The organism is Plasticicumulans lactativorans, from assembly GCF_004341245.1.
Taxonomy (GTDB): Bacteria; Pseudomonadota; Gammaproteobacteria; order Competibacterales; family Competibacteraceae; genus Plasticicumulans_A; species Plasticicumulans_A lactativorans.
On record NZ_SLWY01000020.1, the window covers coordinates 17,090 to 42,664 of the forward strand.

20 protein-coding genes are annotated in these 25,575 nt (G+C 71.6%); 10 read left to right on the plus strand and 10 right to left on the minus strand.

Going from position 1 to position 25,575, the window contains the following annotated elements; all coding sequences use genetic code 11:
- Positions 1-333: 333 nt before the first annotated feature.
- Entirely contained in the window at positions 334-1,521 is a 1,188-nt protein-coding gene (locus EV699_RS16385) for an AlbA family DNA-binding domain-containing protein (RefSeq protein WP_165904178.1), read from the minus strand.
- A gap of 275 nt (positions 1,522-1,796) precedes the next feature.
- Here EV699_RS16385 and EV699_RS16390 point away from each other — a divergent pair, with 275 nt between their 5' ends.
- Entirely contained in the window at positions 1,797-2,282 is a 486-nt protein-coding gene (locus EV699_RS16390) for a hypothetical protein (protein ID WP_132544764.1), read from the plus strand.
- Between the two features lie 507 nt (positions 2,283-2,789).
- Positions 2,790-3,959 (plus strand): Na+/H+ antiporter NhaA, encoded by a 1,170-nt coding sequence (gene nhaA / locus EV699_RS16395; RefSeq protein ID WP_132544766.1) that lies wholly within the window; start codon positions 2,790-2,792, stop codon positions 3,957-3,959.
- Positions 3,960-3,969: 10 nt separating this feature from the next.
- Here the strand turns inward: nhaA and EV699_RS16400 are convergent, their stop codons facing one another.
- From EV699_RS16400 to EV699_RS16410, 3 genes are read right to left on the minus strand one after another with little or no spacing between them, the layout of a single operon-like run.
- Complete coding sequence (locus EV699_RS16400; protein ID WP_132544768.1) at positions 3,970-5,688, minus strand: FAD-dependent oxidoreductase; 1,719 nt, start codon at positions 5,686-5,688, stop codon at positions 3,970-3,972.
- A gap of 36 nt (positions 5,689-5,724) precedes the next feature.
- Positions 5,725-6,540, minus strand: coding sequence for a shikimate dehydrogenase family protein (locus EV699_RS16405; protein ID WP_132544770.1), 816 nt, complete (start codon positions 6,538-6,540; stop codon positions 5,725-5,727).
- Positions 6,541-6,574: 34 nt separating this feature from the next.
- The gene (locus EV699_RS16410; protein WP_132544772.1) at positions 6,575-8,305 is read right to left on the minus strand and encodes an FAD-dependent oxidoreductase; all 1,731 of its coding nucleotides are present in this window, start codon (positions 8,303-8,305) and stop codon (positions 6,575-6,577) included.
- Between the two features lie 163 nt (positions 8,306-8,468).
- Here EV699_RS16410 and EV699_RS16415 point away from each other — a divergent pair, with 163 nt between their 5' ends.
- Both EV699_RS16415 and EV699_RS16420 read left to right on the plus strand, forming a co-directional pair.
- A complete protein-coding gene (locus tag EV699_RS16415) occupies positions 8,469-8,852 on the plus strand; it encodes a DUF6394 family protein (RefSeq protein WP_132544774.1) in 384 nt (127 codons plus the stop codon).
- Positions 8,849-10,645 (plus strand): potassium channel family protein, encoded by a 1,797-nt coding sequence (locus EV699_RS16420; protein WP_132544776.1) that lies wholly within the window; start codon positions 8,849-8,851, stop codon positions 10,643-10,645. The genes EV699_RS16415 and EV699_RS16420 overlap by 4 nt, the downstream gene beginning before the upstream one ends.
- Before the next feature lie 73 nt (positions 10,646-10,718).
- Here EV699_RS16420 and EV699_RS16425 read toward each other — a convergent pair whose 3' ends face one another.
- From EV699_RS16425 to EV699_RS16435, 3 genes are all read right to left on the minus strand, one after another.
- Entirely contained in the window at positions 10,719-14,408 is a 3,690-nt protein-coding gene (locus EV699_RS16425; RefSeq protein WP_132544778.1) for a hypothetical protein, read from the minus strand.
- Between the two features lie 301 nt (positions 14,409-14,709).
- Complete coding sequence (locus EV699_RS16430) at positions 14,710-15,360, minus strand: DUF4124 domain-containing protein (RefSeq protein WP_165904179.1); 651 nt, start codon at positions 15,358-15,360, stop codon at positions 14,710-14,712.
- Positions 15,361-15,433: 73 nt separating this feature from the next.
- Complete coding sequence (locus EV699_RS16435) at positions 15,434-15,673, minus strand: hypothetical protein (protein ID WP_132544782.1); 240 nt, start codon at positions 15,671-15,673, stop codon at positions 15,434-15,436.
- 398 nt (positions 15,674-16,071) lie between these two features.
- Between EV699_RS16435 and mgrA the strand changes: the two genes are divergently transcribed.
- Entirely contained in the window at positions 16,072-17,097 is a 1,026-nt protein-coding gene (mgrA, locus tag EV699_RS16440; protein WP_132544784.1) for an L-glyceraldehyde 3-phosphate reductase, read from the plus strand.
- Positions 17,098-17,149: 52 nt separating this feature from the next.
- Here the strand turns inward: mgrA and EV699_RS16445 are convergent, their stop codons facing one another.
- On the minus strand, positions 17,150-17,377 hold the full coding sequence (locus tag EV699_RS16445) for a hypothetical protein (protein ID WP_132544786.1): 228 nt from the start codon (positions 17,375-17,377) through the stop codon (positions 17,150-17,152).
- Between the two features lie 154 nt (positions 17,378-17,531).
- Between EV699_RS16445 and EV699_RS16450 the strand changes: the two genes are divergently transcribed.
- Positions 17,532-18,731, plus strand: a complete 1,200-nt coding sequence (locus tag EV699_RS16450; protein ID WP_132544788.1) for a BtaA family protein — start codon at positions 17,532-17,534, stop codon at positions 18,729-18,731.
- Between the two features lie 126 nt (positions 18,732-18,857).
- Positions 18,858-19,598 carry a class I SAM-dependent methyltransferase gene (locus tag EV699_RS16455; RefSeq protein WP_132544790.1) on the plus strand — a complete coding sequence of 247 codons (741 nt, stop codon included), beginning with the start codon at positions 18,858-18,860 and terminating at the stop codon, positions 19,596-19,598.
- A gap of 127 nt (positions 19,599-19,725) precedes the next feature.
- Here EV699_RS16455 and ipdC read toward each other — a convergent pair whose 3' ends face one another.
- Positions 19,726-21,375, minus strand: a complete 1,650-nt coding sequence (gene ipdC / locus EV699_RS16460) for an indolepyruvate/phenylpyruvate decarboxylase (RefSeq protein WP_132544792.1) — start codon at positions 21,373-21,375, stop codon at positions 19,726-19,728.
- A 270-nt stretch (positions 21,376-21,645) separates the two neighbouring features.
- Here ipdC and EV699_RS16465 point away from each other — a divergent pair, with 270 nt between their 5' ends.
- Entirely contained in the window at positions 21,646-23,184 is a 1,539-nt protein-coding gene (locus tag EV699_RS16465) for a sigma 54-interacting transcriptional regulator (protein WP_165904180.1), read from the plus strand.
- A 16-nt stretch (positions 23,185-23,200) separates the two neighbouring features.
- Here the strand turns inward: EV699_RS16465 and EV699_RS16470 are convergent, their stop codons facing one another.
- Entirely contained in the window at positions 23,201-24,127 is a 927-nt protein-coding gene (locus tag EV699_RS16470; RefSeq protein ID WP_132544796.1) for a LysR family transcriptional regulator, read from the minus strand.
- A 121-nt stretch (positions 24,128-24,248) separates the two neighbouring features.
- On the opposite strand from EV699_RS16470, the gene EV699_RS16475 reads away from it, so the two are divergent.
- Together EV699_RS16475 and EV699_RS16480 are read left to right on the plus strand one after the other, a co-directional pair.
- Entirely contained in the window at positions 24,249-24,803 is a 555-nt protein-coding gene (locus EV699_RS16475; protein WP_132544798.1) for a cytochrome b, read from the plus strand.
- Between the two features lie 71 nt (positions 24,804-24,874).
- On the plus strand, positions 24,875-25,459 hold the full coding sequence (locus tag EV699_RS16480) for a YceI family protein (RefSeq protein ID WP_132544800.1): 585 nt from the start codon (positions 24,875-24,877) through the stop codon (positions 25,457-25,459).
- The last annotated feature ends 116 nt before the right edge of the window (positions 25,460-25,575 follow it).

Consider the following 25,575-nt stretch of genomic DNA (forward strand, 5'->3'; position numbering starts at 1 on the left):
AAATGAAATCGTATTGAAAACCGGCAATTCACCCCTCGGCTGATGGGCAGGAAATTTATCACAAAGCGCGAACAAAAAATCGATGAACGCTCGCGTGCCCTGACGCCCTTGGGTGGGGGGGCCGACAAGCGTTGGTGGCTCGCCGTGGAGTAGCCTAGGTAGGTCCATGTAGGGCGCAATGCGCTGCGCTTATTGCGCCATATGTGCTGCATGCCGACAGAGAAAAGAATGCGTGGCGCGCCGGCACACATTCGGCTGGCGCGCCGGGGCAACCATTCCATTACCGCCATGATCGCTGCCGCAACGTTGGGGTTCGCTGCGCTCACCGCCAACCTACGAGCTTGCAGGGAGCGGCTCATTCCAAAGTCCCTCTTCGTTAAAGAAGCCCGCTTTGGCGTAGCCGATTGCATTCCATAAGGCGTCAAAGGCAGGTCGTATCGCTTTGTGATAGTCCAAGGTGGAGCCATAGTCCTCAAGCACGCACTCCGGGAGAAATAGAGTGTCGTCGGGTAGCGTAGGCACCTCATCGAATCGTGTATATTGTTTCACAATATAATATGCGCCCTTAGTGTCTTTAAGTGTGATCATTATGGTTAAAGGAGGAGGGACTCTCATGTCCTTTAGTGCGTCTAGGTAAATTGGAAGTTGCTGAAAGATGCACTTTTCTAAGGTGGGGGCTTTAATGATTGAATGCTTGTGGTCTCTTTTGATGATGTTGGCTTTCGTTGCCTCTACAATTCCGTTGCGAAAAACTTGCGTGTACCCGCAGTTTTGGTCGCCGCCTCGTTCATTAATGAATCCATGAAAGTTGAAGCGTGGTGATCTTTGTAAAGCATCAAGTGGATGAAATTTTTTCTCCTGCTCATGTATCGCTTCAACATCGAGATTCAGAAAGCCGGAGAAAGCCGCGATCGGTATGATGTGAATAAAGAGACGACCATTGCTTGCGAGCGGTCGATCACCGTAGCCCTTGTCTATCAAGTCTAGTCTGTCATTTCTAAATTGTCGGGCTCTTTCTAAGGCGGAAGACGATTGATCGAACAAGGCTCGCAACTCCTCGATACTGGGTTCATGAACACCGGCTGAATGACGGGCATAGAATTTATTTATGCTTTGAGCCGTAACGCGGTGAGGAGGCCTCCAGCTTCGGGGGATGCGAAGCAAAAGTACCTTGCGCCCATTGGTCAAAGGTATTGAACGCATTCTTATGCCAGATATGGGAGGTTCTATGGCATTTCTGAGGATTTGCTCCATCCTCAAAATTTCTGCATCGGCGTCAGTGTCTACGCCAACGACGTTGGTGGCAACGCCTTCAATTTCCTCGATGCCTATTATCAGATGGCCGCCATGTGAATTCGCTAGCGCGGATGCGTCTTTTAAGAGTTCTCGTTTGTCCGAGTCTGATTTGCCATAGCATGTGAGTTTAAAGTCTAAGCGAAGCCCTTCCGGAACCTGTGCCTCGACAAGCTCCTGAAGGTCTTGCTCGGTGATGCGATCAAACTCAGCTCTCTCAATCGACACAGTTCGCCTCGCGTTTTTACTGGTTTTCAGATAATCGTCGTCGCCATATGAAATGTACACCGACAACTACGGTCAACCATCTTACTGTCGAAACCAGCGTGTTTTGTCACCGCAGTCATTAGTTACCTTGCCCCCGCCCCACCCTCTGCTACGTTTACCCCGTCGACATCGCACACCGCTGCCACAGGAGGCAAAGGAGGTCTGCACCCGAGCGCTACCCGCTGCGACAGAAACATGGATTCGGACTCCCGTTTCGCCCGACATGGAGGCCCCACATGGCCAATGACAATCGCATCTCCAGCCGCCTCGGCGACGAGGACCTCGCCTTTCTCCGCGACACCGTGCAGAGCCTGCGCGCGCGCCTGCCCTTCCTGCTCAGCCTGACCGTGCAGGAGCGCAGGGAACTCGCCAAGCTCGGCGAGAAGAGCATCGGCTTCGACGAGAAGTGCCGCACCTACATGGCGAACAACCCCGAGTTCCGGCCGGGCTTCATCGACCTCGCCGAGGTCGAGCAGGACCGCGCGCTGCGCAGCCAGGTGCTGCGCTTCTTCGCCGAACTCGACCGCCTGCACGAGCAGGTCGACGACACCCTGATGGTGCTCGGCAACGAGATCCTGATGGCCGACCTCGCCTACTACCAGAGCGTGCGCGAGGCCGCGCGGCGCGGGCTGCCGGGCGCCGAGGCCATTTACGAAGACCTGCGCTCGCGCTTCCCCGGTGCGCCGCGTCAGACCCGAACCGAGAAGGCCGGCCAGGCGTAGCGCCTGCCGGGAGCGGTAGGGGCGGCGGGGGCTTCGGAAGGCCCGCGCCGCCCCATTTTGGGGCGATGCCGATGCTTCTGGAGGCGGCGCCGAGCTTCGAGGCACCCCCGCCGATACCCCGACCGCCGGCGCCGGCTCTCCGACGATCGACGTCGACGCATCAAGCACCGATGCCGACACTCCGAGCATCCGCGCCGGTTGTTTGAATCCCCCCGCCGATACTTCGAACCCCGCCGCCGGCCCCGCGAGGGTCGGTGCCGACCCTTCGCACCCCTCCGGCGATGCTTTGCAGGGCGGCGGCGAGTCTTGGAACGTCCCCGCCGACGCTCCGCCACCCGTCGTCGATGCCTGAACGGCCGGCACCGACCGGCTTCACACCCACGCCACGCGCCTGGAGCCCACGGCTTCGCGCGCACCCGAACGCACCGTCGCGGGGGATGTCGCCACGGTCACCCGCCGCCGCTTGCGGTTACCCTTGGCGTCCACCCCGAATGGAGCGCCATGCCGATGCTGAATGCGATCAGGGAATTCACGAAGCTCGAAGCCGCCGGCGGCATCGTGCTGTTCGCCGCGGCGGTGCTGGCGATGGTGGTCGCCAACTCGCCGCTCGCGCCGCTCTACGACCTGTTCATCAGCCTGCCGGTGGCCGTGCGCGTCGGCCCGCTGGAGATCGCCAAACCCTTGCTGCTGTGGGTCAACGACGGCCTGATGGCGGTGTTCTTCTTCCTCGTCGGGCTCGAACTCAAGCGCGAGGTGCTGGAAGGCGAGCTGTCGGAACTCGGGCAGATCGCGCTGCCGGCGCTCGCCGCGCTCGGCGGCATGGTGGCGCCGGCGCTGATCTACGTCGCCTTCAATGTCGGCGACCCGGTGTCGCTCGGCGGCTGGGCGATCCCCGCGGCGACCGACATCGCCTTCGCCCTCGGCATCCTCGCGCTGCTCGGCGAGCGGGTGCCGACGGCGCTCAAGGTGTTCCTGGTGTCGATCGCGATCTTCGACGATCTCGGCGCGATCGTGATCATCGCGCTGTTCTACACCAGCGACCTGTCGATGGTCGCGCTGGCCGTGTCGCTGGCCTGCCTGCCGCTGCTCTACCTGCTCAACCGGCGCGGCGTCACCCGCCTGACGCCGTACCTGTTCATCGGCCTGATCATGTGGGTGGCGGTGCTCAAGTCGGGCGTGCACGCGACGCTCGCCGGCGTGGCGCTGGCGCTGTTCATCCCGCTGCGCAACCCGTCCGACCCGGAGCATTCGCCGCTGCACAGCATCGAGCACGACCTGCACGGCACGGTCGCCTTCGGCATCCTGCCGCTGTTCGCCTTCGCCAATTCGGGCATTTCGCTCGCCGGCGTCAGCGCCCAGGTGCTGACGCACCCGGTGGCGCTCGGCGTGGCCTGCGGCCTGCTGCTCGGCAAGCCGATCGGCGTGCTGGCGATGAGCTGGCTCGGCATCCGCCTCGGCCTCGCGCGGCTGCCCGAAGGCAGCGACTGGCGCGCGCTCGGCGGGGTCGCGGTGCTGTGCGGCATCGGCTTCACGATGAGCCTGTTCATCGGCTCGCTGGCCTTCCACGAGGACGACCTGGAGCGGCTGTTCGCCGAGCGCATCGGCATCATCGGCGGCTCGCTCACCTCGGGCGCGCTCGGCTACCTGCTGCTGCGCCGCGCGCTGGCGCGGCGCTGACGGCGGCGCCTCACGCCACCGGTGCGTCGCCGGGGAGCGGCACGCCGGCGGCGTGGTGCGCGGCGATGTAGCCGAAGGTCATCGCCGGGCCGAGGGTGATGCCGCCGCTCGGGTAGCACCCGCCCATCACGCTCGCCATGTCGTTGCCGACGGCGTAGAGGCCGGGGATCGCCGCGCCGGCGCGGTCGAGCACGCGCGCGGCGGCGTCGGTCCTGAGCCCGGCGAAGGTGCCGAGGCTCCCCGGCACCACCTTCACCGCGTAGCAGGGGCCGTGCTCGATCGGCGCCACGCAGGGGTTGGGCGCCTGCGTCGGGTCGCCCTGCACGCGCTCGTAGGGCGTACTGCCGCGCCCGAAGGCCGGGTCGCGGCCGTCGCGGGCGGCGCCGTTGTAGGCGTCGAGGGTCGCGCGCAGCCCGGCGGCGTCGATGCCGCAGGCGGCGGCCAGCGCGTCGATGCTGCGCCCGCGGCGCAGGTAGCCCGAGCGCAGCGACGGCCCGAGCGGCAGCGGCGCCGGGCGGACGTGGCCGAGGCCGTAGCGGCGGATGAAGCGGTGGTCGCAGACGAGCCAGGCCTCGACCGGTTCGCCCGGCGGGGTCACGGCGAACAGCGCATTCATGAAGTCGTAGTACGAGCCGGCCTCGTTGACGAAGCGCGCGCCGCGGCGGGTGACGGCGATCAGCCCCGGCTTGGCGCGCTCGATCAGGTGCGGGAAGTGGCCGACCGAACCGTCGCGGCGGTGCACCAGCGACACCGGTGCCCAGCCGGCGGCGCCGGCGAGCTCGCCGGCGACCTCGCCGCCGGCGCTCTCGCCGAGGCGCAGGCCGTCGCCGGTGTTGCTCGACGGTGCCGCCGACCAGTGCCCGGCACCGTCCGCCGCGTGCGGGAAGAGCGCGCGCTGGCGCGCCGCGTCGTGCGGGAAGCCGCCGCAGGCGAGCACCACGCCGTGGCGCGCGTGCACCTCCACCGGCCCCTGCGGCGTTGCCACCACCGCGCCGCGCACGCCGTGCCCGCCGTGCAGCAGGCGCTCGACCGGGCTCGACAGCCACAGCTCGACGCCGCGGTCGAACGCCGACCTGGCAAGCCGCGCGACCAGCGCGTTGCCGTTGACCAGGTGCATGCCGCGCCGGTGCAGCAGCAGGTCCCTGACGTGCGTCGCCACCCGCTTCGCCACGTAGTGGAACGACGCCCACGCGCGCATCGCGTTGAGGAAGTGGCGCAGGTCCACCCCCGAGGCGATGCCCATGCCCCACGGCGCGATCAGGTCGAGCGGCGGACGCAGCCCGGCGAGCCGCGGGCCGAGTTCGCGCGCGTCGAAGGGCGCGGCGCACACCGAGCGCCCGCCCTCGCGCGCCCCCGGCGCGTGGCCGTGGAAGTCGGGGATGGCGTTGCCGTCGATGAATTCGACCGCGGTCTGCGCCTGGAAGAACGCGACCATCCGCGGGCCGTGTTCGAGGAAGGCCTCGACCCGCGCGGCGTCGTAGTGCGCGCCGAGCTCGTGGCGCAGGTAGGTGCGCGGGCCGTCGAGGTCCTCGCGGATGCCGGCGGCGACCGCGAGCGGGTTGCGCGGAATCCACAGCCAGCCGCCCGACCAGGCGGTGGTGCCGCCGTAGACGGGTTCTTTCTCGACGACGAGCACCTTGAGGCCGAGTGCGGCGGCGGTGACGGCCGCCGACAGGCCGCCGGCGCCGGAGCCGACGACGAGCAGATCGCAGGTGATGGGGGAGGTCATGGCGGTCCTCGGGGTCGGGCGGGTGGCGCGGCGGCGTCAGCGCGCCAGCGGGCCGGCCTGCAGCAGGAAGTCGAGCATCAGCTCGCGCACCGCGGCGAACATGCCGGCGCCGACCTGTGTCGGGCAGCCGAGGCGGCGTGCGGCTTCGAGCAGCGGGGTGACGGCGGGCGCGGTGATCACGTCGCCGACGAACATCGCCGGCGCGAGGCGGCTGACGTCGACCGGGTACGGGTCCTCCGGGCGCATGCCGGCCGGGGTGGCGTTGACCACCACGCCGAAACCGTCCGGGTCGGTCGAGCCCACCCGCACCCGCGCGCCGAAGCGTCCGCGCAGGCGCTCGACCAGCGCATCGCGGCGCGCCGCGTCGCCGTCGTGCACCGCGAGTTCGGCGACGCCGGCTTCGAGCAGCGCCAGCGCGATCGCCGAGCCGGCACCGCCGGCACCGACCAGCAGCGCGCGCCGGCCTTGCGGCACGCAGCCGGCGGCGCGGATGCCGTCGACGAAGCCGACGCCGTCGCACATGTCGCCGTGCCAGGTACCGTCGGCGTTGCGCCGCATCACGTTGACCGCGCCGAGGAAATGCGCGCGGTCGGTGGCGCTCGCGCAGTGGCGGTAGGCGGCGAACTTGTGCGGCACCGTGGCGATGATGCCGTCGACGTTGCGGGCGCGGCCGAGGCCGTCGAGGAAGCCGTCGACGTCCGCCGGCGTCACGTGGATCGGCACCAGCACGGCGTTGCGGCCGCGTTCGAGCAGCGACTGGGTGACGCCGGCCGGCGATTTCACCTGGGCGATCGGGTCGCCGATGATCGCGAGCACGCGGGTTTCGCCGTTGAGGCTGGCATAGCTGTTCATGGGGGTGGGCTCCGGGTGCGGTGGGGTCGTGGAATCAGGGCTGTGCCGCGGCGCGCTGGGCGGCGTCGCGGCCGGCGATGTAGCCGAACACCAGGCCCGGCCCGAGGGTGATGCCGGGGCCGGTGTAGACCCCGCCCATCACCGAGTGCATGTCGTTGCCCACGGCGTAGAGGCCGGGGATCGGCTGCTCGGCGGCGTCGACGACGCGCGCGCGGGTGTCGGTGACGAAGCCGGTGGCGGCGCCGATGTCGCCGGGGTAGAGCCGCACCGCGTAGAACGGCGCGGTCTGCAGCGGGCCGAGGTTGGGGTTGGGCCCCGGCGCGGTGGCATCGCCGATGTTGCGCTGGTAGGCGGTGGTGCCGCGGCCGAAGTCGGGGTCGGCGCCGGCGCTGGCGTGCGCGTTGAAGCGTTCGACGGTGCCGCGCAGGCGTTCGGCGTCGAGGCCGAGCTTGGCGGCGAGCTCGTCGAGGCTCGCGGCCTCGGTCAGGTAGCCGTCGGCGAGGAAGGGCGCGAGGCCCTTGCCGCCGGGGCGCACCATGCCCATGCCGTACTTGCGCAGCGCCTCGGCGTCGGCGATCAGGAAGGCGGGGATCGACGGCGACTGCCGGTGCGCGTCCTGCATCGCGATGCCGAACAGGTGGTACGAGGTGCTCTCGTTGAGGAAGCGCTCGCCGGCCTGGTTCACCGTCAGCATGCCGGGCTTGGCGCGGTCCATCAGGAAGTGCGGGAACACCGCGGTGCTGCCGTCGGCACGCTGGCGCAGCGACACCGGCGCCCAGAAGCAGTGGCTGAGCCCGCCGCTGCCGTAGTGCGCGCCGAGCCCGCGCACCAGGTCGTGCGCCGCACCGGTGTGGCCGGGCGCGCCGGGGCACCAGGCGGCGTCGATGCCGGGCAGCATTTCCTGGCGCAGTTGCGGGTGGCGGTTGAAGCCGCCGCTCGCGAGGATCACGCCGCCGTTGACGCGGAGGCTGCGCCGCGTGCCGTCCTGCACCACGCTGAGCGCGTGCACGCCGTCGGCGTCGACTTCGATCTTCTCCACCGTGGTGCGCATCAGCAGCGAGACGTTCGGGCGCTGCGACAGCGAGTACAGCAGGCGCGCGACCAGCGCGTTGCCCATCACCAGGCGGGTGCCGCGCGGGTGGCGCAGGCGGTCGCCGAGGTGGCGCGCGAGCAGCTTCATGCTGTAGCGGAACGACGCGAACGACTTCGTGATGCGCAGCAGGTGCTGGATGTCGTTGCGGTCGACCATCATGCCGCCGAGCACGGTGAACTCGGGGATCGGCGGGCGCACCAGCGGCAGCAGCGCCCCCAGCTTGCGGCCGTCGAAGGGCAGCGGTTCGAGCGCGCGGCCCCGCAGTGTCGAGCCTTCGAGTTCCGACAGGTAATCGGGGTGCAGCGGGTAGGCGCGGTACTTGACCTCGGAGTGCGCCTCGACGTGCTCGACCGCCGCCGGGCCGGTTTCGAGCAGCACGCGGCGCAGCGCCGCGGGCGTGCGCTCGCCGATCGCGCGCGTCAGGTAGGCGGCGGCGGTGTCGAGGCTGTCGTCGGGGTTGACGCCCGCGCCGTGGCGGGTGCCGGGGATCCACGTGGTGCCGCCGGAAAACGCCGTGGTGCCGCCGACGTACTCGGTGCGCTCGACCAGCAGCACGCGGGCGCCCTCGATCGCCGCGAACAGCGCCGCCGACATCCCGGCGCCGCCGGCGCCGATCACGACCACGTCGAAATCCGCTTCGGCGGACGGGAGATTGGCAAGCTCCAGCAGCATCGCAAGGCCCTCGAATGAATTTGTGTTCTGATATGGAATCACGTTTCAGTATTCGGCGCAAGCACTGATCGCACACCGCGGTGGCGGCGTGACGGTGCATCGGGAGCGGCGGGGCGCGGCCCTCTACACTCGCTGTCAGGTGCGGCAGCGCGCGGGGGGCGCGATGAATCTCGAGAAGGTGGTCTTCGGTTTTTTCATCCTGCTGGCGGCGACGCTGAACTTCGGCTTCGTCATCGGCGAAATCGACAACGCGGTGCACCACGACGTCTACGAACTGGCGGCGGCGGTGGTGGTGAGCCTGATCGCGACGGTGCTGAAGCTCGGCGACCGCACGCACATGGGCGCGGTGCTGCTGGCGACGAGCCTGGTGGCGGACCTGCAGTTGATCGCCGCCGCGGTGGTGTGGGCGATCGCCGAGCACGTCTACGCGCTCGGCGAGGCGCCGCGGGTGATCACCTCGGTGGTGTCGCTCGCCAGCGGCGCGGCGCTCGCGAACATGGCCTCGGTGGTGCTGCTGATCGCCGAAACCATCAGCCTGCGGCGATGAACTTCGTCTTCCTGCTGCTGCGCCGGCGCCTGGGCACGTCCGCGTCGGTGGCGCCGGCGCCGGCGACGGGGCGGCCGGGCGCCGCGATCAACAGCGTGGTGTTCATCTTCCTGCGGCGCATGCGCCAGCCGCTGCTGGTGCTGATCGCGGTGTATGCGGTCTCGATCGCCGGGCTGGTGGCGATCCCCGGCCTCGACGCCGACGGCCGCGAGTGGCGCTTCGACCTCTTCCACGCCTTCTACTTCATCAGCTACACCGGCTCGACGATCGGCTTCGGCGAGGTGCCGCACGCCTTCACGGCCGCGCAGCGGCTGTGGGTGACGGTGTGCATCTACCTCACCGTGATCGGCTGGCTGTACGCGGTCGGCAACATCCTCAACCTGATCGGCGACCCGGCGTTCCGCCGCGCGCTCGCCGAGAACCGCTTCGGCCGCAAGGTGCGCGGCCTCTCCGAGCCCTTCTACGTGGTGTGCGGCTACGGCGAGACCGGCAACCAGCTGGTGCGGGCGTTGTGCCGGCGCGGGGTGCAGCCGGTGGTGATCGACGGCGACGCCGAGCGGCTGGCGGCGCTCGACCTGGAGGACCTGGGCTTCGACGTGCCCGCGCTCGCCGCCGACGCGCGCGAGGTGCGCGTGCTCGAACTCGCCGGCCTGCACAACCCGAACTGCCGCGGCGTGGTCGCCGCCTCGGGCGAGGACGCGGTCGACGTCAAGGTGGCGATCGCCGCGCGGCTGCTGAACCCGCAACTGACCGTGGTGGCGCGCGCCGAGCACGCGGCCACCGCGGCCGACCTGCACGCCTTCGGCACCGCCTACGTGATCGACCCGTTCGCGACCTTCGGCGAGCACATGGCGATGGCGCTGCGCGCGCCCTCGCTGCACATGCTGTTCGAGTACCTGATCCGCGTGCCCGGGCACCCGCTGCCGGCGCACATCGGGCCGCCGCACGGGCGCTGGATCATCTGCGGCTACGGGCGCTTCGGCCGGGCGACGCAGGCGGCGCTGGTCGCCGAGGGGGTGCCGTACACGGTCATCGAGGCCGACCCGGCGCGCGCCCCGGCCGGCGCGGTGGTCGGCACCCCGACCGAGGCCGGGCCGCTGCGCCAGGCGGGCATCGATGAGGCGGTCGGCATCATCGCCGGCACCGACGACGACACCGACAACCTCGCCATCGCGATCGCCGCGCGCGCGCTGAACCCGGCGCTGTACATCGTCGCGCGGCAGGCGCGGCGCGCCAACGACCCGCTGTTCGCCGCCGCCGGCGTCGACCTGGTGATCTCGCCGAGCCGCATCACCGTGTGGCGCATCATCGCCGCGCTGACCCACCCGCTGCTCAACGACTTCCTCGGCCGCGCCCGCGCCGCCGGCGAGGGCTGGAGCTGCAGCCTGCTCGCGCGCCTGGAGGTGCTGTGCGCCGGGCTCACCCCCGACACCTGGGAGGTGACGATCGACGCCGAGCAGGCGCCGGCGGTGCACGACACGCTCGGCAGCGGCCGCACGGTGCGCATCGATGACGTGCTGCGCGACCCCGAGGAGCGCAAGCGCCGCGTGCCGGCCGTCGTGCTGGTGCTGCTGCGCGAGGGCGCCGAGTACATGCTGCCGGCGCCCGACACCGAGCTGCGCCGCGGCGACACCCTGCTGCTCGCCGCGCGCGCCGGCACCGCCGACCGCATGCGCTGGGTGCTGTGCAGCAACAACGCGCTCGAATACGCCCTCGACGGCGTCGAACACCCCGACGGCACGGTGTGGCGCTGGCTCGCCCGGCGACGCGCGGCGCGGGCTGGCGGGGGCTGAGGTCGCCGCGCCGCGCACGCTACCTGCCGAGGCGCCAGGAATCCCGCGGCGCTCGGCCGGGCGCGGATGTTGCTCAGCGCCACCACTCGGCCGTGTCGACGATCGCCTCGGCCGTTCCCACTAGCGCGGTGGGGCCGCCCAGTGCCCTGATGACGGGCAGCAAGCGGGTGGTGAAGTCCAACAGCGCGTTTCGATCTCGCTCCGCCACAAGGTCAAGTGCTTGTATGAATGCAGCAAAGGCCTCGGCGAGTACCTGCCGGCGTTGCTCGCCGGCGAGGTGTGCGGCGACGGCGGCGAGCGCGTTGGCACGCCACACTTCGTCGCCGATCGCGGTGGCGGCGGCGAGGGCCTCGGCGAGCAGCGCCGGCTCGCCGGCGAGGTGCACGGCGACGGCGGCCAGCGCGCGGGTACGCCACCCTTCGTCGCCGATCGCGGTGGCGGCGGCGAGGGCCCGGGCGAGCAGCGCCGGCTCGCCGGCGAGGTGTGCGGCGACGGCGGCGAGCACCTGGGCACGCCACCCTTCGTCGCCGATCGCGGTGGCGGCGGCGAGGGCCTCGGCGAGCAGCGCCGGCTCGCCGGCGAGGTGCGCGGCGACGGCGGCGAGCGCCTGGGCACGTGGCCATTCGTAGTCGATCGCGGTGGCGGCGGTGAGGGCCCGGGCGAGCAGCGCCGGCTCGCCGGCGAGGTGCGCGGCGACGGCGGCGAGCACCTGGGCACGCCGCTCTTCGTAGCTGATTGCGGTGGCGGCGGTGAGGGCCTCGGCGAGTACCTGCCGGCGTTGCTCGCCGGCGAGGTGCGCGGCGACGGCGACGAGCGCCCGGGCACGTGCTGCTTTGTCGCCGATCGCGGTGGCGGCGGCGAGGGTCTCGGCGAGCAGCGCCGGCTTGCCGGCGAGGTGCGCGGCGACGGCGACGAGCGCCTGGGCACGCCGCCATTCGTCGCCGATCGCGGTGACGGCGGCGAGGGCCTCGGCGAGCAGCGCCGGCTCGCCGGCGAGGTGCGTGGCGACGGCGGCGAGCGCCCGGGCACGCGCCGCTTCGTCGCCGATCGCGGTGGCGGCGGCGAGGGTCTCGGCGAGCAGCGCCGGCTCGCCGGCGAGGTACGCGGCGACGGCGGCGAGCACCTGGGCATGCCACCCTTCGTCGCCGATCGCGATGGCGGCGGCGAGGGCCTCGGCGAGTACCTGCCGGCGTCGTTCGCCGGCGAGGTGCGCGGTGACGGCGACGAGCGCCTGGGCACGCGCCGCTTCGTCGCCGATCGCGGTGGTGGCGGCGAGGGCTTCGGTGAGCAGCGCCGGCTCGCCGGCGAGGTGCGCGGCGACGGCGGCGAGCGCGTAGGCACGCCACCCTTCGTCGCCGATCGCGGTGGCGGCGGCGAGGGCTTCGGCAAATACCTGCCGGCGTCGTTCGCCGGCGAGGTGCGCGGCGACGGCGGCGAGCGCCTTGGCACGCGCCTCTTCGTCGCCGATCGCGGTGGCGGCGGCGAGGGCCCGGGCGAGCAGCGCCGGCTCGCCGGCGAGATGCGCGGCGACGGCGGTCAGCGCGTGGGCACGCCGCTCTTCGTCGCCGATCGCGGTGGCGGTGGTGAGGGCCTCGGCGAGTACCTGCCGGCGTGGCTCGCCGGTGAGGTGCGCGGCGACGGCGACGGCGATGGCGGTGAGCGCGTCGGCACGTGGCCCTTCGCTCCTGATCGCGGTGGCGGCGGTGAGGGCCTCGGCGAGCAGCGCCGGTTCGCCGGCGAGTGGTCCGGCGACGGCGGCGAGCGCTCGGGCACGTGGCCCTTCGCTCCTGATCGCGGTGGCGGCGGCGAGGGCCTGGGCGAGCAGTGTCGGCTCGCCGGCGAGGTGCGCGGCGACGGCGGCGAGCGCTCGGGTACGCTGCCATTCGCCGCCGATCGCGGTGGCGGCGGCGAGGGCCTCGGCGAGTACCTGCCGGCGTGGCTCGCCGACGAGGTGTGCGGCGATGGCGGTGAGCGCGTCGGCACGTGGCCCTTCGCTCCTGATCGCGGTGGCGGCGGCGAGGGCCCGGGCGAGCAGCGCCGGCTCGCCGGCGAGATGCGCGGCGACGGCGGTCAGCGCGTGGGCACGCCGCTCTTCGTCGCCGATCGCGGTGGCGGTGGTGAGGGCCTCGGCGAGTACCTGCCGGCGTGGCTCGCCGGTGAGGTGCGCGGCGACGGCGACGGCGATGGCGGTGAGCGCGTCGGCACGTGGCCCTTCGCTCCTGATCGCGGTGGCGGCGGTGAGGGCCTCGGCGAGCAGCGCCGGTTCGCCGGCGAGTGGTCCGGCGACGGCGGCGAGCGCGTCGGCACGTGGCCCTTCGTCGCCGATCGCGGTGGCGACGGCGAGGGCCTGGGCGAGGCCTTGCTGGCGGAGATGAGCGGGCAAGAGATCAAGCAGACCTACGAGCGCCTGTGTTCGCTTCTGTAAGTCGGGCAGTTGTTCCGCTACCCGCAGTCCGCGCAAGCCGGTCCATTCCCCCGCCTGTACCAGCGCCACGATCAGTTCGGGCGGCAGCCTGGCCGTCTGCGCCCGGATGCTGGTGCGTATGAAACTGATGCGGAGTTCTTCGGCCACGCGGTACGGCGGCCCGGGGCGGGCCGTGTTGGTTTGGCGAAGCGTCTGTCGGACCCGGGCGAGATCGGCCAGAAAGCCCCCATAGGCGCCTTCTTCTTCGAGCCAGGCGCGGTGCCAGCCGCCGCCCAGCAGGGGCAGCAGGTGCGCCTCCAGGGCCTGCTCGGGCACCAGCCGTGCGGCCGTCACGTGGTCCAGATAGTAGTGGCGCAGCAGGTAGGCCGGGCACTGCACCGGGGCGAACGTGCCGGCATTCAGGTTGCGAACCGTCTCGGCGCCCCAGGCGAGATAGGCGTTGGGGAGGGCTTCGCGTTCTTCCTTGTGCGCCGGCAATTCCGCCCGGTAGTGATCGCCCAGGCGCGAATGCACGAAGGCGTAGCCGGCACCCGTGCGCACCACCAGGCGCGAGGCGCCGTTCAGTAGCGTGCGGACGAAGACGAGGTCCCACGTGGTGGCAGGCGGCAGGCGCGCGAGCAAGGCCAGCACGTCCTCGATGCGCAGGGGCGCGTACGCGAGCGCCAGCAGGCGCAACAGCCGTTCGAGATCATCGAAGTCCACCGTCAGGCCCTGTGCCTTCCAGAGCTTGTCCTGTTCCTCGCGCCACACCTGCAGGAAGCCGGCGAAGCTCGGTTGCAGCCGCTGCAGGTCGGCGGCCGTGTAGCGGGCGGCCCGCTGCCGCTCGCTCCAGAGCTGGCGCACCCACAGGTTCACCAGCAGCGGGTCGCCCCGGTCGGTCAGCCGGTACAGCTCGGCGAGCACGGCCGCGCGCTCGACCAGCGCATCGAGCGGATAGCCGAGCTGGATGATGGCGTCACCCACCGCCGCTGCGGTCAACGGGGTCAGTTCGAGCGGCGCGGCGCAGGGCCTGCCCGGTGCGAAGCTGAAATCCCGCAGCCAGGCCCGGCCGTCGGCGTCCCCGGGCTTGTGCCGGGCGCTCAGCAGGATGGCGAGATTGGGTGGAATCTCGTAGGGCAGCACCTCCTGCGTGATCCAGGCGCTCGCCGCCTCGTCGGCGCCGTCGATCAGCAGCAGAAAGCGACGTTCGGGATGCGCGGCGATGGCAGCCCAGCCCTCGCCGATGCGGCCGCGATAGTCGGTCGGATCGGGCTTCGCGTCGGACGGAAAGCGCAACTCGGAAAACAGGGCTGCCAGTTGGGCGTGCAGCAAGCGCAGCCCGCGCAGTCGAGGAGACATGGAGCGACCCGCGAGCCGAGGAGCCCCTGGTAGCCAGGGAGAATGGCGTCAAGCCATTTGAGCGTCGGGTCTGCGCAGCGCATCTCGACGGGCGCAGCAGGCCCGATGCGCAGGGCGAACCGGGGTCCTTGAACACGCTGTAGAGGCACGGGATGGGCGCCCGCGAAGCCGGGAGGCTCGACAGGGATGGCGAGCGGGTGCACAACAGCCTCTACTCCACGGTTGTCAAGTGGCGGGCATGAAAAAGCCCGCGCGGGGCGGGCTGTGGGGAGGGGGTGGGCGGGACGGGCGACGCCGGGCGTCAGTCGTCGTCCCAGACCGAGCGTGACGGGATGACCTTGCCGGTCGATGGGTCGAGGTAGCGACCGCGCCCGGCTTTCGGCATGAACTCGCCGGTGCGCACGTTGATCGCGCCGCTTGGCGTGCGCCGCAGCGTGTCGCCGAATTGATAGGCTCGGCGCTCCTGCTGCGCCGGCTCCGGCAGCCCGCGGATGCTGTCGATCTGGCGCTGGAGCGCCTTGCGCTCGCCGGGCTTGAGGAAGGAGCTGCCCATGTGCCGCTCGATGTTCTCGATCTTGTTGCGGTCCTCCCAACTGAGTTCGCGCGGGGCTGCCACGGTGGGGGCGTAGTCCCTGGTGCGCTGCTCTTCCAGGCGCCGCGCCCTGCGGTCCTCGGCCTCGATCGCCAACTGCGCGTCGCGCTGGCGCACGAAGTCGGCCATGTAGGCGTCGCGTGCCGCGCGCTCGCCCGCGGTCAGGTTGGCGCCCCACTGGCCGTATTCCAGCGGCAGCACCATCGTGCGCTGCGCCTCGGGCGATGGGATCGTCTGCTGGTAGTGCACGCCGCCCCAGCGGTCGACCCACTTGTAGACGTTGTCGGCCTGTGCGGACGCCACGGCGGCGGCGAGGAGGATGCCGGCCGCGGCGAGGCGGCGCGGGAGGGGATGCGGCATGCCGGGCCTCCGTGTGCAGAGGCGCCCCGCGGCTGAGCGCGAGGCGCAGAAGTGCCGCTGGATCAGGGGGCTGTCACTGCGCCGGTGATAGCGCCCGCTGGGCCAGTTCCATCGCCATGCCGGCGATGCGGTGGCGGTCGATGCGGGCGGCGCCGATGACATGGCGGGTGGCGGTGCCATCGGGGTGCAGTTCGAACGCCAGCCAGCCGACGGTATCGCCGGCGGCGGCGCGGGCGCTGGCCTCGCTCAGGAGGCCCAGCAGTTCCATGTCGTCGCCCTGTGTAGCGGGGCAGTCGTTTTTGTTGGTGTCCATCGCTCGCTCCATTCGTTCCCGGCGTGTCCGCTGCCGACCCCCGGCAGCCCGCTCGCCGTAGCGACGGTATAGTAGCGACCGAGGAGGCATGGAGCGACCCGCGAGCCGAGGAGCCCCTGGTAGCCAGGGAGAATGGCGTCAAGCCATTTGAGCGTCGGGTCTGCGCAGCGCGTCTCGACGGGCGTAGCAGGCCCGATGCGCAGGGCGAACCGGGGCCGTTGGACACGCCGTAGAGGCACGGGATGGGCGCCCGCGAAGCCGGGAGGCTCGACAGGGATGGCGAGCGGGTGCACAACAGCCTCTACTCCGCGCCGTGGCCCGCGCACTTTAGCGGTACGGGCGGGAGGGGGCCGCCATCGGCTACGCTGCTGGTTCCGCCCCTGCCCCGAGGATGCTCCATGAGCTACACCGCCGACCCGAACCGCTACACCGACATGGTCTACCGCCGCTGCGGGCGCAGCGGCCTGAAGCTGCCCGCGCTGTCGCTCGGGCTGTGGCACAACTTCGGCGACGGCACGCCGCTCGAACGCCAGGCGAAGATGCTGACGACGGCCTTCGACCTCGGCATCACGCACTTCGACCTCGCCAACAACTACGGCCCGCCGCCCGGCGCCGCGGAGGAGAACTTCGGCCGCATCCTCAGGCGCGAGTTCGCCGCGCACCGCGACGAGCTGATCATCTCCAGCAAGGCCGGCTGGGACATGTGGCCCGGCCCCTACGGTGACCGCAACACCCGCAAGCACGTGCTGGCGAGCCTGGACCAGAGCCTCAAACGCATGGGGCTCGACTACGTCGACATCTTCTATTCGCACCGCTTCGAGCCCGACACGCCTATCGAGGAGACGATGGGCGCGCTCGCCACCGCGGTGCAGCAGGGCAAGGCGCTGTACGTGGGCATCTCCTCGTACTCGGCCGAGCACACCCGCGAGGCCGCCGACTGCCTGCGCGCCCACGGCGTGCCGCTGTTCATCCACCAGCCGGCGTACTCGATGCTGAACCGCTGGATCGAGGGCGAGCTGCTCGACGTGCTCGGCGAGACCGGCAGCGGCTGCATCGCCTTCACGCCGCTGGCGCAGGGCATGCTCACCGACCGCTACCTGAACGGCATCCCCGCCGACGCGCGCGCGAGCCAGGACCACTTCCTCAAGCGCGACTGGCTGAGCGACGCCAACCTCGCGCGCATCCGCGGGCTCAGCGACATCGCCCGCGCGCGCGGGCAGTCGCTGGCGCAGATGGCGCTCGCCTGGGTGCTGCGCGATGCGCGCGTGACCTCGGCGCTGATCGGTGCGAGCCGGCCCGAGCAGATCGTCGAGAACGTGCAGGCGCTGCGAAACCTCGCCTTCAGCGCCGAGGAACTGGCCGCGATCGACCGCCATGCCGTCGATGCCGGCGTCAACCTGTGGGCGGTGTCGAGCGAGCTGTAAGCGCAGCGGGCGCCCGCAGGCGCCCGCCGAAACCGGGGTGGCAGGCTCCCGTTCAGCCCTGCCGGCGCAGCAGCCGCGGCGGCGGTGCAGATTCGCTCTGGGGTGTCGCGGGCGCGTGCCCGGCGCCGCGGATGTGGATGACGGCCGGCCGTCCCACCGAGCGGATGGCGGCAAACTTGGCGACCGCGACGACCACCGGCAGCCGTTCGCGGCGCGCCAGCCGGGTCGCCAGATCTTCGTCCAGATCGGTGCAGTGCAGACAGTCTTCGAACGTGATCACGCGGGACCTCCCTCCTGTGTCATGCGGTGTCCGCCGAGCCCGTTGAGACAACGCCCGCCGCCGGACGTTCGCGCCGCCGGCGCCGTCACCGCGGCGTCATGCGCCGCCGGCACACTGCCGGGCCTCGATCGCCGCCGCCCCTGGAGACGCCCCGGTGCCCGCCCAGCCCGCCCTCGCCGACCGCCTGCACCAGGGCGTGTTCGATGCGCTCTACGCCCGCTCGCTCGTCTACAACACCTGCTGGGAGGACCCCGCCGTCGACCGCCAGGCGCTCGCCATCGGCGCCGACGACCGCCTGCTGGTGATCACCAGCGCCGGCTGCAACGTGCTCGACTACGCGCTGTGCGCGCCGGCGCGCATCCACGCGGTCGACGCCAACCCGCGGCAGACGGCGCTGCTCGAACTGAAGCTCGCCGGCATCCGCCGGCTCGACTTCGCCGACTTCTTCGCGCTGTTCGGCGAGGGCCGCCACCGCCACGCCACCGAGCTGTACCGCGACGCCCTGCGCGACGCGCTGTCACCGTTCGCCGCGCACTACTGGGACCGGCGCATCGCCTGGTTCGGGCAGCGCCGCGATGCCGACAGCTTCTTCTACTGCGGCCTCGCCGGGCTGGTGGCGCGCGGCTTCCGCGCCTGGCTGCGGGCGCAGCCGCGGCTGCGCGGCGCGGTCGAGGCGCTGTTCGAGGCCCACGACCTCGACGCGCAGCGCGCGCGCTACGACGCCGAGGTGGCGCCGCGGCTGTGGGGGCGCACGCTCACCTGGGCGATCGCGCAGCCGCTGACGATGAGCCTGCTTGGCGTACCGCACCCGCAGCGCGAGGAGGTCGCGCGCCAGCACGCCGGCGGCATCGCCGGCTTCGTGCGCGCGTCGATCGACTACGTGTTCCGCGAGCTGCCGGTGGCCGACAACTACTTCTGGAGCGTCTACGTGCGCGGGCGCTACACCCGCGAGTGCTGCCCCGAGTACCTCAAGCGCGCCAACTTCGAGCGCCTCAAGGGCGGGCTCGCCGCGCGCGTGGTGGCGCACACCGACACCGTCACCGGCTTCCTGCGCGGCACCTCCGAGCGCATCTCGCGCTTCGTGCTGCTCGACCACATGGACTGGATGAGCGTCTACCACCCGCAGGCGCTGGCCGACGAATGGGCGGCGATCTTCGCCCGTGCCACCCCCGACGCGCGGCTGATCTTCCGCAGCGCCCACGCCGCCGCCGACTACCTCGAACACATCCGCGTGCCCGGCGCCGGGCGGCTGCCCGAGCGCCTGGACTTCGACCGTGCGCTGGCTGCGCGCCTGCAACTGCAGGACCGCGTGCACACCTACGCCGGCTTCCACATCGCCCGGCTGCGCGCCTGAGCGGCGCCGTGGCGCGCAGGCGCACACACGGCGGCGCGCCGGGCCCGGGCGGGCACGGCCGCACCCCCGCGGCGGCGCCTGCGCGAACCGCCCGATTGCCATCTCGACCGTCACCGGGAGCCCACCGTGAACCTCGCCACCGATGGCCGCATCCTCTGGCGCCTGCTGCGCGGGCAGCCGCGCCACGGCACCCCCGCCGAGCGCCTCACCGCGTTCTACGGCCCGCAGGCCGCGGCCTACGACGCCTTCCGCGAGCGCCTGCTGCACGGGCGCGCCGAACTGCTGCTGGAACTCGCAGCGCGGCTGCCGGGCCATGCGCGGCTGGTCGAGCTCGGCGGCGGCACCGGGCGCAACCTCGCCTTCCTCGGCGCGCGGCTGGCCGACTTCGAGCGCGTGGAGGTGGTGGACCTGTGCCCGCCGCTGCTCGAACAGGCCCGCCGGCGCTGGCGCGCGTGGCCGAACGTGGTGACGGTCGAGGCCGACGCCACGCGCTACCGGCCGTCGCAGCCGGTGGACGCGGTGGTCCTGTCCTATGCGCTGACGATGATCCCCGACTGGTTCCTGGCGGTGGACAACGCGCTGGCGATGCTCGCGCCGGGCGGGCTGCTCGGCGTGGTGGACTTCTACGTCGCCCGGCGCAGCCCGGCGCCGGGGCGGGCGCGGCACCCGGCGCTGGCGCGCCACGGCTGGCCGGCGTGGTTCGCCCACGACGGCGTACACCCGAGCCCCGACCACCTGCCCTACCTCGAAGCGCGCAGCGCCTGCGTGCACCTGCGCGAGGGACGCGCCCCGCTGCCCTACCTGCCGGGGCTGCGGGTGCCGTACTACGTCTACATCGGTCGCAAGCCGGACCCGGCCGCGGCCTGACACCGGCGGCGGCGCGAGGCCGGGCCGTGTCGGTGTCAGCGCGGCGCGGGGGGCGCTGCGCCCGTTTTCGGCATGCGTGCGTGTACGCCCGCGAGGTACGGCGCCACTGCGCGCGGCCCGGGCCGGCTCAGCGCTGCGCCGCCGCCTGCTCGCGCTTCAGCCGCAGCTCGCGCTGCGCGGTGACGAAGCGCTGCAGCGTGTCGGAGAGCTGGCCGGGCTCGATCATCACCTCGATCAGCTCGAACCGGCCGCGCCGCTGCCAGGCGGTCGACAGCGCCGCGTGCAGCTCGGCGCGCGTGCGCACGCGCGTGCCGATGCCGCCCAGCGCGTCCGCCAGTTCGGCGAAGCGCCACTCGCCGAGGGCGTTGAAGCCCGATTCCGGCTGGAACACGCGCAGCATCTCCCAGCTCGCGTTGTTGAACAGCACCACGATCGGGTCCCAGCCGTAGCGCTTGCAGTTGCCGAGCTCCCAGCCGGTCATCTGGAAGGCGCCGTCGCCGACCAGGATCAGCGGGCGCTGGCCGGTGCTCGCCTGCAGCCCGAGCCCGGCGGGCACGCCGAAGCCCATCGTCGCGTAGTAGCCGGGCGCGGTCAGCGCGGTGTTGGCCATGCTCAGCGCGGTGAACAGGCAGTCGCCCATGTCGGAGGCGATCGGCAGCGCGCCGTGGTTGTTCATCATGAAGGCGAGCGCTGCGGCGACGTCACGCGGGCACACCGGCGCGTCGTCGACGAAGGCTTCGAGCGCCGGTGCGGGCTCCAGCAGCGGCGCCGCGCTGGCGAGCGTGGTGTCACCGATCTGCGCGAGCAGCGCGTCGACCAGCGCCGCGAGCGGGATGTTGGGGTACTGGTGATAGCCGATCTGCACCTGGCGGTCGGCGGCGTGGATCGCCTTGCGCAGGTCGATCTGCTTCGACGAGACGCCGAAGTTGGTGTCGCACATCAGCACGCCGAGCATCAGCAGGCAGTCGGCGTCCTCGATCAGCGTGGTGATCGCGGCGTCGCCGGCGCTGCCGAGGTAGGTGCCGGCGACCGCCACGCCGGCCTCGGCGAGCAGGCCGCGGCCCATGAAGGTGGTCACCACCGGGATGCCGAGGCGCGCCGCGAGCGCCGCGACGCCGGCCTCGACGCCGTAGCGGCGCACCTCGATGTCGACCAGCAGCGCCGGGCGTGCGGCGGTGCGCAGGCGTTCGAGGACCTCGGCGGCGGCCGCCGCCACCGCCTCGGGGTCGAACGGCGTCGGCGGCAGCACCGGCACCTCGTCGCAGGGCGCCGCGACCATGTCGCGCGGCACCTCGATCAGCACCGGGCGCGACTGCTCGCGGCAGGCGCGCAGCACGCGCGCGATCTCGGCCGGCGCGCTGGCGGCGTCGTCGAGGCGGCACTGCGCGCAGGTGATCTCGCGGAAGATCGCGAACTGCGAATCGGTGGTCTTGACCTGGTGGTGCAGCAGCATGCCCGAGCGCACCTCGGCGGCGCCCGGCGCGCCCGAGATCACCACCAGCGGCGAGCGCTCGGCGTAGGCGCCGGCGACCGGGTTGATCATGTTCAGCGCACCGGCGCCGTAGGTGACCGCCGCCACGCCGAGCTTGCCGTTGAAGCGCCCGGCGGCGTCGGCGGCGAAGCCGATGCCGGGCTCGTGCGACAGCGTGTACAGCGGCAGCACGCCGCTTTCCTCGATCTGCTTGAAGAACGGCAGCGCGAAGTCGCCGGGGATGCCGAAGATTTCGGTGGCACCGTGGTCGCGCAGGGCGTGCAGCAGTCGCTGGGACAGGTTCATCGCGGGGGCTCCTCGCTGGCCGGGGCGCACGGTGCGCCGTGAGGGGTTTTAGCGTATGCGCAGCGCCGGCGCCGCATCGCCACGGCGTCGGCGGGCGTGGCACGCCCTGCCCGGCCGTCCGCGGAGGCGGCGTCAAGGAGATTTGACGGGGTTGCGAAATAAGTGGCTTAGACCATGTAAGTTATGGAAATTTGGCAATGCTCCTCAGCGTAAACTATCACTATGGAGCGTACACCACAGAGAACGCAGGGAAGGGGAGGAGGAGTCCGTATGCGCTTACAGGTGAATTTCGAAGACCGGGTCGGCATCGGCACCGCGGTGCTCACCGTGCTCGCCCGCCACAACATCAACCTCGACGGCCTGGAGATGCTGACGCAGACCGACCGCCGCGGCGCCCTGTTCATGTACGCCGCGGCGATGAAGCTCGACGATCTGCAGCGCGTCACCGTGGAGATCCGCGCCGTCCCCGGCGTGCTCGACGTGCGCCCGATCCCGCTCTTGCCGAGCGAGCGCAAGCAGTCGGAGCTGCGCACGCTGCTGTCGGCGCTGCCGGCACCGGTGCTGTCGGTCGATCTGCAGGGGCGGGTGATCGTCGCCAACGAGGCCGCGCAGCAACTGCTCAAGCTGAAGGGCGCCGACGGCCAGGGCACGGCGCTGGCGCCGCTGGTCGACAACCTCGACCTGGTGGAGCTGATCGACAAGCTCGACCGCAGCCGCTACGGCGTGCAGCTCGCGGTGCGCGGGCAGGCGCTGCTCGCCGACGTGTTCCCGGTGCTGGTGCCGGTCGGCAAGATCGGCAAGTCGCTGTCGGGCGCGGTGCTGGTGCTGCACGGCGGCGCGGCGACGCCGGTGGAGTGCGGCGCCGACCTCGCCGGCTTCCAGTCGATCACCCACGAATCGGCGTCGATGCGTGCGCTGATCCGCCAGGCGCGGCGCATGGCGCCACTGCCGGCACCGCTGCTGATCCACGGCGCCACCGGCACCGGCAAGGCCGCGCTCGCGCACGCCTGCCACCTCGCCGGGCCGCGCCGCGAGGCGCCGTTCCTGCGCCTGAACGCCGCCGACCTGGCCGAGGACAGCGCCGAGCAGATCCTCTTCGGCGCCGGCGAGCAGCCGGGGCTGCTGGAGCAGGGCGCCGGCGGCACGCTGTTCCTCAACGAGGTCGCCGGGCTGAGCACGGGGCTGCAGCTCAAGCTGCTCGGTTTCCTGCAGACCGGGCGCTTCCGCCGCGTCGGCGCGCTGCAGTCGTGGCGCAGCGACGTGCGCGTGATCGCCGCCACCCGCGAGGACCTCGCCGAGCGCTGCCGCGAGGGGCGCTTCCGCGACGACCTCTACTACCACCTCAACGTGCTCAGCCTGCAGGTGCCGCAACTGCACGAGCGCCAGGCCGACATCCTGCCGATCGCGCAGGCGGCGATCGAGGCGGCGAGCCGCCAGCTCGGCATCGCGCCGCCGCGGCTGACCGCCGAGGCCGAGCAGGCGCTGCTCGCCCACCCGTGGCCGGGCAACGTGCGCCAGCTCGAAAACACCGTGCTGCGCGCGGTGACCGTCGCCGAGGCCGGTGCGATCACCGCCGAGCACCTCGCGCTCGGCCCCGCCGAGTCGGCCGACGAGGTCAGCGACGCGCTGTTCGCCGGCACCCTCGCCGATGCCGTCGCGCGGCTCGAACGGCTGATGCTGACGCGCCTCTATCCGAGCCACCCGAGCACGCGCCAGCTCGCCCGCCGCCTCGGCCTGTCGCACACCGCGATCGCCAACAAGCTGCGCCAGTACGGCATCGCCGGCGGCGCGGCGGCGTCGCGCAACTAGGGCGCCGGCGCGGCCCTCAGCCGGCCTCGTCGGCGTGCGTCCACTGGCGCTCGGCGGCGAGGCGCTCGCGCAGGAAGTCGATCAGCGCGCGGGTCTTCGCCGGCAGCTGCCGGCCCTGCGGGGTGACCGCGTGGATGCCGATGCCGTCGCGGCACCAGTCGGTGAGCACCGGCTGCAGGTGCCCGGCGGCGATGTCGGCGGCCACCATGAAGCGCGGCGGGTAGGTCAGCCCTAGGCCGGCGCGCGCGGCGTTGCGCAGCGCGATGCCGGTGCTGCGCAGGTTGCCCGACACCCGCACCGTCACCACGCCGTCGGGGCCGGTGAAGCGCCATTCGTCGCGCCGGCCGCGGTGGTGGCGGTAGGTCAGGCAGTTGTGGCCGGAGAGCTCCGCGGGGTGGCGCGGCACGCCGTGGCGGGCGAAGTACGCCGGCGCGCCGACCACGACGACGTCGGTGGTCGCCAGGCGCCGCGCGACCAGGGTCGAGTCCTCCAGCGCGCCGATGCGGATGGCGAGGTCGTAGCCGCCGTCGACGAGGTCGACGAAGCGGTCGTCGAGGTCCATGTCGACCACCAGGCCGGGGTGGGCGGCGAGGAACTCGGCGAGCAGCGGCGCCACGTACAGCTCGCCGAAGGTCACCGGCGCGGCGAGGCGCAGCACGCCGCGCGGGCGCTCGCCGAAGTCGGCGACGCGCGCCTCGGCCTCGGCGAGGGTGTCGCGCACCTGCACGCAGTAGCCGAAGTAGGCCTCGCCGGGCTCGGTCAGGCTGAGCCGGCGCGTGGTGCGGTTGAGCAGGCGCGCGCCGAGGCGCGCTTCGAGCGCGGCGATGCGCTTGCTGACCAGCGAGCGCGACAGGTCGAGTTCGAGCGCCGCGGCGCTCAGCCCGCCCCGCTCGACGACGCAGGCGAACAGCAGCATGTCGTCGATGGTGGCCGTCTGCCGCATGGATTGTCGCCTCCGGTTCAACAATGATGTGACGATGCGAGCGGTTATCGCTTGCGAATCACGTGCTAGGCTGATTTCACTTCGCGGGCCGGACCCGCGCCGCCTTCCGCGAGTCCCGACCATGCTGACCAACTCGCCCGACCGCTACGGCACCGTCGCCCGCGCGCTGCACTGGACGATCGCGCTGCTGATCCTCGCGCTGATCCCGCTCGGCTGGTACATGAGCGGGCTCGACTACTACGACCCCGCCTACCGCTGGGCGCCGAGCCTGCACCGCTCGACCGGCCTGCTGGTGCTGGTGCTGGCGCTCGTGCGCATCGCCTGGGCGCTGCTCGACCGCGCCCCGCCGCTCGCCGCGAGCCTCAAGCCCTGGGAGCGCCTGGGGGCGAAGCTCGGCCACCGCGTGCTGTACCTGATGACCGTGCTGATCCCGGTGAGCGGCTACCTGGTGTCGACCGCCGACGGCCACCCGGTGCAGGTGTTCGGCCTGTTCGAACTCCCGGCGCTGCTGACGGTCGACGAAGCCGTGGCCGAGGTGTTCGACAGCGCCCACGTGCTGTTCGCCTGGGGCACGCTGGCCGTGGTGGTGGTGCATGCCGCCGCCGCGCTCAAGCATCAGCTCATCGACCGCGACGGCACGCTGAGCCGCATGGCCGGCCGCGCGCCGCGCCGCTGACCTGTTCCGACCGCGCCCGCGGGCGCGCTTTTGCATTGCCATCCGCCCAACGACTACGGAGATCATCCGCCATGCGTCACAGTCTTGTCCGCCGTTCCCTGCTGGCCGCCGGCCTCGCCGCCGCCTTCGCCTTCGGCAGCGCCCAGGCCGCCGAGAACTACAAGATCGATCCGAACCACTCGTTCGTCACCTTCGAGATCTCGCACCTGGGCTTCAGCATGCTGCAGGGCCGCTTCAACAAGCTCGAAGGCAGCTTCAGCTACGACGCCGCCCAGCCGGCCGCCTCGAAGATCGCGGCGACGGTCAGGACCGACACGGTGGACACCAACTTCGCCGAGCGCGACAAGCACCTGCGCGAGAAGTACCTCGACGTCAAGGACTTCCCCGAGGCGAAGTTCGTCAGCACCAAGTTCACCGACAAGGGCGACGGCAAGGCCACGCTCGACGGCGACCTGACGCTGCACGGCGTGACCAAGCCGGTGAGCGTGGCGCTCGAGTTCGTCGGCGCCGGCGACGACCCCTGGGGGGGCTACCGCCGCGGCTACACCGGCACCACGACGGTCAAGCGCAGCGACTTCGGCATGACCCAGCCGCTCGGCCCGAAGGCCGACAGCGTGGCGCTGAAGTTCATCATCGAGGGCGTCCGCGAGAAGTGATGCCGGCGCCGTACCGGTAGCGCACGCGGCCGCCCCCCGGGGCGGCCGTTGCGTTTGCGCGGCTCGCGGCGGCGCCATTTGGCGCCCGGCGGGGCGGGCGTGTGTCTAAGCTTGGC